The organism is Chryseobacterium echinoideorum (assembly GCF_007474535.1).
Taxonomy (GTDB): Bacteria; Bacteroidota; Bacteroidia; order Flavobacteriales; family Weeksellaceae; genus Chryseobacterium; species Chryseobacterium echinoideorum.
This window is the reverse complement of record NZ_VKNW01000017.1, coordinates 46,502-54,277: the sequence shown is the minus strand read 5'-3', so window position 1 is coordinate 54,277 and position 7,776 is coordinate 46,502. Positions and strand designations below refer to the sequence as shown.

The 7,776-nt window shown below is 34.2% G+C and carries 7 protein-coding genes; 1 reads left to right on the top strand and 6 read right to left on the bottom strand.

What is annotated here, in order from left to right; genetic code table 11:
* Positions 1–160 precede the first annotated feature (160 nt).
* Positions 161–1,051: a DUF72 domain-containing protein gene (locus tag FOL89_RS17015; protein WP_144283949.1), complete on the top strand. Its 891-nt coding sequence runs from the start codon at positions 161–163 to the stop codon at positions 1,049–1,051.
* Here the strand turns inward: FOL89_RS17015 and FOL89_RS17010 are convergent.
* The 6 genes from FOL89_RS17010 to FOL89_RS16985 form a co-directional block, all read right to left on the bottom strand.
* Positions 1,043–1,591: a hypothetical protein gene (locus FOL89_RS17010; RefSeq protein ID WP_228444951.1), complete on the bottom strand. Its 549-nt coding sequence runs from the start codon at positions 1,589–1,591 to the stop codon at positions 1,043–1,045. The genes FOL89_RS17015 and FOL89_RS17010 overlap by 9 nt on opposite strands.
* Positions 1,592–1,669: 78 nt before the next feature.
* A complete protein-coding gene (locus FOL89_RS17005; RefSeq protein ID WP_144283947.1) occupies positions 1,670–2,311 on the bottom strand; it encodes an HD domain-containing protein in 642 nt (213 codons plus the stop codon).
* 94 nt (positions 2,312–2,405) lie between these two features.
* Positions 2,406–3,248, bottom strand: coding sequence for an alpha/beta hydrolase family protein (locus tag FOL89_RS17000; RefSeq protein WP_144283946.1), 843 nt, complete (start codon positions 3,246–3,248; stop codon positions 2,406–2,408).
* 90 nt (positions 3,249–3,338) lie between these two features.
* Entirely contained in the window at positions 3,339–4,226 is an 888-nt protein-coding gene (locus tag FOL89_RS16995) for a ribokinase (RefSeq protein ID WP_144283945.1), read from the bottom strand.
* Between the two features lie 47 nt (positions 4,227–4,273).
* On the bottom strand, positions 4,274–4,915 hold the full coding sequence (locus FOL89_RS16990) for a DUF4241 domain-containing protein (protein WP_144283944.1): 642 nt from the start codon (positions 4,913–4,915) through the stop codon (positions 4,274–4,276).
* A 74-nt stretch (positions 4,916–4,989) separates the two neighbouring features.
* Positions 4,990–7,719: a valine--tRNA ligase gene (locus tag FOL89_RS16985; protein ID WP_144283943.1), complete on the bottom strand. Its 2,730-nt coding sequence runs from the start codon at positions 7,717–7,719 to the stop codon at positions 4,990–4,992.
* Positions 7,720–7,776 lie beyond the last annotated feature (57 nt).

The following is a 7,776-nucleotide window of genomic DNA, read 5'->3' as shown; positions in this document are numbered from 1 at the left end:
ACGAGCTAAAATGAAAAAGAAGCTAAAGGAAAGCAATTAAGAACCAACATAATTAAAATGATAAAAACTCCCGAAGAGGGAGTTTTTTATTGTGAAATTATTAGAGAAATTTAAAAGCTTATTTTTATATTTGTTTAGACTAATCATCAAAATTTACACAATGAAATTCGGACAAGTTGAAGATCCTTCGCAAATAGATTTTACACTACCAAAAGACCATTCAAGAACCAAAGAAATTCTGAAAAAGAATAAGAAAGGTCTTGAAAACATATCAATTGGCTGTGCAAAGTGGAACAAAACAGACCTGAAGGGCTTCTATCCGAGAGGAACAAAAGATGAGCTTACTTACTACGCAAAACAATTCAATTCTATTGAGTTAAATGCTACCTTCTATGGAATGCCAACTCCGGAACAGATAAAAACATGGAAAGAGAAAACACCTCAGAATTTTAAATTTTTCCCAAAAATCACCAATACTGTTTCCCATTTCCGAAGACTTCTGAATATTGATGATGTAGTAACAGAATTTGCAACTACAGTATTAAATTTTGATGAAAAATTAGGAATGGTTTTTCTGCAGTTGCATGATAATTTTAAACCAAAAGATTACGAAAGACTGGAACAGTTTGTCAATAAATGGCCAAAAGAAGTTCCTTTAGCCATTGAACTCAGAAATACAGAATGGTTTACGGATGAAGAAATTTTAGATAAAACCTGTCAGCTTTTTGAGGAAAACCAAATTACCAATATTATTGTAGATACAGCCGGGAGACGAGATATGCTTCATATGAGACTGACGACTCCTCATGCTTTTGTAAGATATGTTGGAGCCAACCATGAAAGTGATTACGAAAGATTAGATGACTGGCTGGATCATCTTACACAATGGAAAAAAGAAGGATTGCAGAATTTATATTTTTTTGTGCATCAAAATGTTGAAAAAGCATCACCGCTTTTATCAGCTTATTTTATTGAAAAAATCAATAAGGAATGGAAAACCGATCTTACCGTTCCAAGAATGGCGCAAGATAATCCGCCATCTTTATTTTAAACTTTCTTTTTTAAATAATAATCCAAGATTCAAAAAAATCAGAAGAAAACAAAGAGTTACCCAAATTCCCAACTGCATACTTTCGTAATTATGGTTTTCAACTTCTTTCTTGGCTATGGCTGAGAGCTTTTCACTCTGATTGATGTAGTTCTGCACCTCAACAATCTGATCCATATTCTTATTGGGCAAAGCATGTTGAGAAAAATAAACCAGATTTTTTTTACCCAGAAAACCTACTACCCAGTATTCATCAGATTTATTCATTTTCAGATACTCAATTCTGTAAAATTCGGGACGAATCTTTCCGATATGCTGCGTTTCAACAGGCAAATTACGATCGAGATTGTTAAGATTAATCACATAAAAATCTAATGTCTGAGGAAGTTTATTGATAACCTGCAACGAAACAGAATCATTTACAATACTAACAGCTGATTTTTTCACAAACCAATAACTAAAAATTGCAATGGAAAAAATAACCGTCGCAAATCTGAAAACTTTCGCATACTGACCTACAGCCCCTTTTTTGATTTTTGACAAAAAAAGCGAAAAAATAAGTGATAGAAAAATGACAAAAATGATAAATCCCATTTGACAAAGATACTTATTAGAAAGTTTCTAATCAACATTCCATTCTCTCAAAAACTGGTCGAGGAAAGCTAGCATAAATTCGTGTCTTTCTTCGGCTATTTTTTTGCCTTCATTCGTGTTCATCAAATCTTTTAACAGCAAAAGTTTTTCGTAGAAATGATTGATGGTTGTTCCATTAGATTTTTTATATTCTTCTTTCGACATATTCAACTTTGGCTGAATATCGGGATGATACATCAGATTATTTTTAAAACCTCCAAAATTGAATGTTCTGCCGATTCCAATAGCACCAATAGCATCTATTCTATCAGCATCCTGCACAACTTTTAATTCAATTGGCAGATTTTCAGAAACTTCTCCTCTATTCTTAAAAGAAATATTTTGAATGATAAAAAGAACCTGATGAATAATTTCTTCACTCACATTCTGAGTTTCTAAAAATTCTTTGGAAATTTTTAATGCTAATGTTTCGTCACCATCATGAAATTTAGGATCCGCAATATCGTGAAGCAAGGCAGAAATTTCTACAACTTCAAGATTACAATCTTTTTCGGCAATTTTTCGGGAAAGCTTCCATACCCTTTCAATATGAAACCAGTCGTGACCGGCTTCAGCTCCCTCCAGCTTTTCTTTTACAAATTTTATTGTGCTTTGTATGATTTTGTCCATTTTAAAATTAACTTTAATGTAATTATTTAAACCACCCCGTCAAAAATTCTCACGAATTTTCACCACCTCTCCATTGGAGGGGAATTTTCACCAATTAACTTCGGATTTCATTTAAGACAATATTCCAAAGTTTTTTGTTGTAGCTTCTGAAAAAATTAATGTGCCCAATTTGACCTTTATCAGATTCCGAAGCCTTCAAAAATCTGTATTCAGGCTTTAAATTGGGATAAGTTTTCTGTAATAAGCTTTCTACTCCTTTTTCCGTAAGCCAATCATCATCTTCAGCATATAAGACCAGAACGTTCTGTATTAATCTGTGAGAATGATTTTCTGTTTCTTCAAGAAGTTTATTGGTAGATTTCCGGTTCAAAATTAAGGTTCTCCAGTCGTAAGCACAATTTTTAGGCAAACTTTCTCCCAAGCCAAACCAATTTGCGGGAAAATATCCCAATACAAAACTTGTGAGTGGTTGTATTATTCCAAACCCAATGTAAGCCTCAATTTTTGTTCTAAACCTTAAATTTCCTACATAAGCATTTTGAGTTCCCACAAAAACAAATTGTTTGAATACATCAGAATTTTTATTCATACCTAATAACAAAGCTCCCACAGAATGCCCGAGACAGAATTTTATGTAATTACTAAATTCTTTTATCACATAATCTGTCACTGCTTTAAAATCAGAATTTCCCCAGGATTTCATAGAGGCATCACAGTTTTTAATTGAGTTAGGTTTTGACATTCCGATTCCGAAATAATCATATGTCATCACCGTAAAGCCACTGTCTTTCAAAAAATGAGCAAATGAAAAATAAATCTGCTGCTTCACACCGGTTGCAGAATTGATGACTAAGAATTTCCCGTTAGACTTTTCCGGCAGAAAAAGATGTGCAGTAAGATGATTTTGCTGATCTGTGATAAGATTAATTTTACGCATGATTCAGAAATAAAAAATCCACATCAAATGTGGAAATTTTAGTTTAAAATTCTTTATGAAAATATATTTTTCAATATGCAGCAAATAAAATTACTTTACATCTTTAAGATAAGGTAAAGCTGTTTGTGCGCCTTTACCTAAAGAAACTTTAGATGAAACAAGGTTTCCGAATTTCACGCAGTCTTCAATAGCATTTTTATGACACATAGCGATAGAAAAACCCGTAGTAAAAGCATCTCCCATTCCCATTTTGTAAATCATATCATCATTTTCATTGCGGAAGTATTTCATCTCTGTTCCGTTAAAATAAAGGGTAGAATTAGTTTCGTCTCTTACAAACAGTTTATTAAAGTATTTTTCGAGCATTTTTTCTCTTTCATCTTCTCCAAATATTACAGAAAGCTCGTTTGATTTGGCAATAATAAAATCAATAGAATTTAAAATTTCATCATTAAGCCTTTTCCCCGGTGACGCGTAAAGTCCAACCATTTTACCATAAGATTTTGCCATTTTTACGGTAAACTCTACCACCTCCATCGGAATTTCAAGCTGTAGTAAAATCAAATCTGATTCTGCAATATACTTCTCTGCATCTTTTACGTTTTCAATACCGAGATAAGTATTGGCGGCAGGATCAACAACGATGGCAAAATCTCCATTACAATTGGTAACATACGCAATTCCTGTTGGAGCCTGATCTGTCTCAGAAACAAAACCTACATTTACATTTTCATTCACCAGATTTCGCATGATTTGCTGTCCCAACGGATCCACTCCTACACAGCCTACAAAATAAACATGAGCTCCCAATCTTGCTGTTCCGACAGCCTGATTGGCACCTTTACCTCCAAAAAAGTTTTCAGAATGATGAGCCATTACCGTTTCGCTGCCACACGGAATTTTATCTGTATATAAAACTAAATCAAGCGAACAGCTGCCTATGACCACGATTTTTGGTTGTTGTGATGAAAATTTCATTTCTAAATCTTAGCTTGTTAAAATATTTGGTCTAAATGTAAGTAATTTTAATTTACCAATATCTCTATAAATTCTGTAACCACCTTTACAGGGACATTTTTTTCATTAAAACCAATATAACTGGCATAAAAGCCTTCTCCGAAACCTGTTTCAAAGGCAATAATATTTCCGGGGTTTTCTTCATTGGGTTTTAAAAATGCAAATTGATCTATAGCTCCGTTTTCATCAAAAAAATGTCCGTGAAAAAATTCTTCGTAAATTCCCATGAAATCATCTCCTTTTCTTTTGAAAAGCTTTTGTTCCAAAAGATTAAGCTGCTCCTGAGTTTCAAAATCCATAAAACATCCCATTCCGCTTTCTACAGGATAACCAAAAACCTCTCCTTCGGCTAAATCTTTTGTATGCTGATTTCCTGTGGTTGCCATTTTCCATGAAGTTATTTTTTCTTCGCTGAAAACAATTTCTGTGTAAGCAACACAATTGCTTTCGCGCTCTTTGTGAAGTATAACCTGAAAATCCCCCTTTGGGAAATTGGCAGAGAACGGCTGCATATCATTCGTGATCAAAGGATCACAAGCAACCAGCTTTCCGGTAGGAAGATATATTTTTCCTACTTCAAAACTTTCCAGTAACGGGCTTTCTACAAAGTCCTTAGAGAAGAGTTTTTGTATATTTTCTAAGTGTGTCATTATTAATTCTAGGCTAGATTAAAATTATTAGTCTATCCGGTTTCAAGATTGTCACGCTGAGCATAGTCTAAGCGTTACAAGCTTTTCAGCTTCTCTTCAAGAATTGCAATTTTATCCTGAGCATCTTTTTGTTTTTTACGCTCTATTTCCACGATTTCAGGTTTTGCGTTGGCAACAAATTTTTCATTGGAAAGTTTTTTATCTACAGAAATCAAAAATCCTTTTAGATATTTTAGTTCTTCTTCTGTTTTAGCTTTTTCTTCTTCAAAGTCTAAATTTTCACTTAGAGGAATTGAAATCTCTGTTGCGCCAACCAAGAATGTAAAGCTAGGTTTATCTGTTTTGGTCGCAAAATGAATTTCATAGACATTGGCTAATTTTTTAATAACATCTTCGTTCTTAAACTCTGTAGCATTGGTAAAGATTTCTGCTCCTTCTCTTGGTGAAATTCCTTTTGTCTGGCGATAATTTCTAATTCCTGAAATCACTTCAGATGCTATTTCAAAGTTTTTAATAATTGCTTCGTCAAACGATTCTGCTTTTTTCTGCTGGGTAATCACCAACGCTTCGTTAGTTTTTCTTTCAGAAATAGCCTGCCACAATTCCTCAGTTAAGAAAGGCATGAACGGATGCAGCAACTTCATTAATTCTTCAAAGAGCTCAATTGTTTTATTGTAGACCTCTTTAGAAATCCCTTCACCATAATTTGGTTTTATTGCTTCTAGATACCATCCGCAGAAATCATCTTTAATTAGTTTTTGAATTAAATTTAAAGCATCAGAAATTCTGAATTTGCTAAATTGGTCATTAATTTCAACGATTGATTTATTCAATTGGTTTTCAAACCATTCAATGGTCTGAATCTCGGTAGAATTTGCAGATTTATCTTCATGATTCCACATATTAATTAATCGGAAAGCATTCCAGATTTTAGTTCCGAAATTTCTTCCCAAATCGCAAAGAGGCGAAGTATAAATTGGATCTTTACCTTCATCCATTCTTTGTTTTATCTGCTTTTCTGTAAGAACATTTCCTTGTTCATCAATTTGTTCAGAATCAAATTTCAGGTCATTTCCCGCAGCAGAACTCATCATAATTCCTACTCTTACGGCATCGGCTCCGTAACGTTCCATCAAATCTAGCGGATCCGGAGAATTACCAAGAGACTTAGACATTTTTCTGCCAATTTTATCCCTTACAATCCCTGTGAAATAAACATTTTTAAAAGGAACTTCTTTTCTATATTCCAATCCTGCCATGATCATTCTGGCAACCCAAAAGAAAATAATATCAGGACCTGTCACCAAGTCTGAAGTCGGATAATAATAATTGATGTCTTTATTTTCAGGATTAAAAAATTCATCATCATTTTCATCAAGTAAGCCATCAAATACAGAGATAGGCCATAACCATGAAGAGAACCAAGTATCCAGAACATCTTCGTCTTGACGAAGGTCTTCATGAGTTACTATGATTCCTTTTTCTTCTTCAAGTTTTGCAACCGCATCATATTTATCAACAGCAACGACAAAATCATTCTCTCCATCACCGTAATAGAACGCCGGAATCTGTTGTCCCCACCAAAGCTGACGGGAAATATTCCAGTCACGGATGTTTTCCATCCAGTGTTTATAGGTATTTTTAAATTTTTCAGGATAAAATTTAACCTCATCATCCATTACAACATCCAAAGCTGGTTTTGCAATTTCAGACATTTTAAGGAACCACTGTACAGAAACTTTAGGCTCAATCACCGCACCTGTTCTTTCAGAAGTTCCTACTTTATTTACATAATCTTCTGCTTTTAGTAAAAGGCCATATTCCTTCAATTCTTCAGCTATTTGCTTTCTAACTACAAACCTATCTTTTCCATTATATTTTGGATTGTCAAAAGTTATACGACCCTCATCGTCCAAAATAATTAAATCTAACGGAAATCCATGTTTTTTCCCTATTTCATAATCATTTAGATCATGAGCTGGAGTAATTTTTAAAGCACCAGTTCCAAATTCCATATCAACATACTCATCCGCAATAATTGGAATTGATCTCAAAGCTATTGGAACATTTACATATTTTCCTATTAAATGTTTATAGCGTTCATCATTTGGGTTTACTGCAATTGCAACATCACCAAAGATTGTTTCGGGACGCGTCGTTGCAACATCAAGAAATTCTTTTTCTGAACCTACAATGAAATACTTCAAGAAATATAATTTTCCGTTTTGCTCTTTAAAGATTACTTCTTCGTCAGAAATATTGGTTTTCGCTTCAGGATCCCAGTTAACCATTTTGTAACCACGATAGATCAGTCCTTTATTGTACAGATCAACAAAAGATTTGATCACCTGCTGAGAAAGTTTCGGCTCCATGGTAAAACGGGTTCTGTCCCAATCACAAGAGCATCCCAATTTTTTCAATTGCTCAAGGATTGTTCCTCCGTATTTATCCGTCCATTCCCAAGCGTGTTTTAAGAATTCCTCACGAGTAACATCAGATTTACTGATTCCTTCAGACTTCAGTTTAGCAACGACTTTGGCTTCTGTAGCAATAGAAGCGTGATCTGTTCCCGGAATCCAACAGGCATTGAAGCCCTGCATTCTTGCACGGCGGACCAGAATATCCTGAATGGTATTGTTGAGCATATGCCCCATGTGCAAAATCCCCGTCACGTTTGGCGGAGGAATTACAACAGTGTAAGGCGGCTTGTCATTTGGTTCTGAATGAAAATACTTGTTTTCCAACCAGTAATTGTACCACTTTTGTTCTGTTTCCTTTGGATTGTACTTTTCTGAAATCTGCATAAATTCTTAATTTCTTTTCTTTATGATTTGCAAAAATAGCTTAAAGTAAAAAAATGT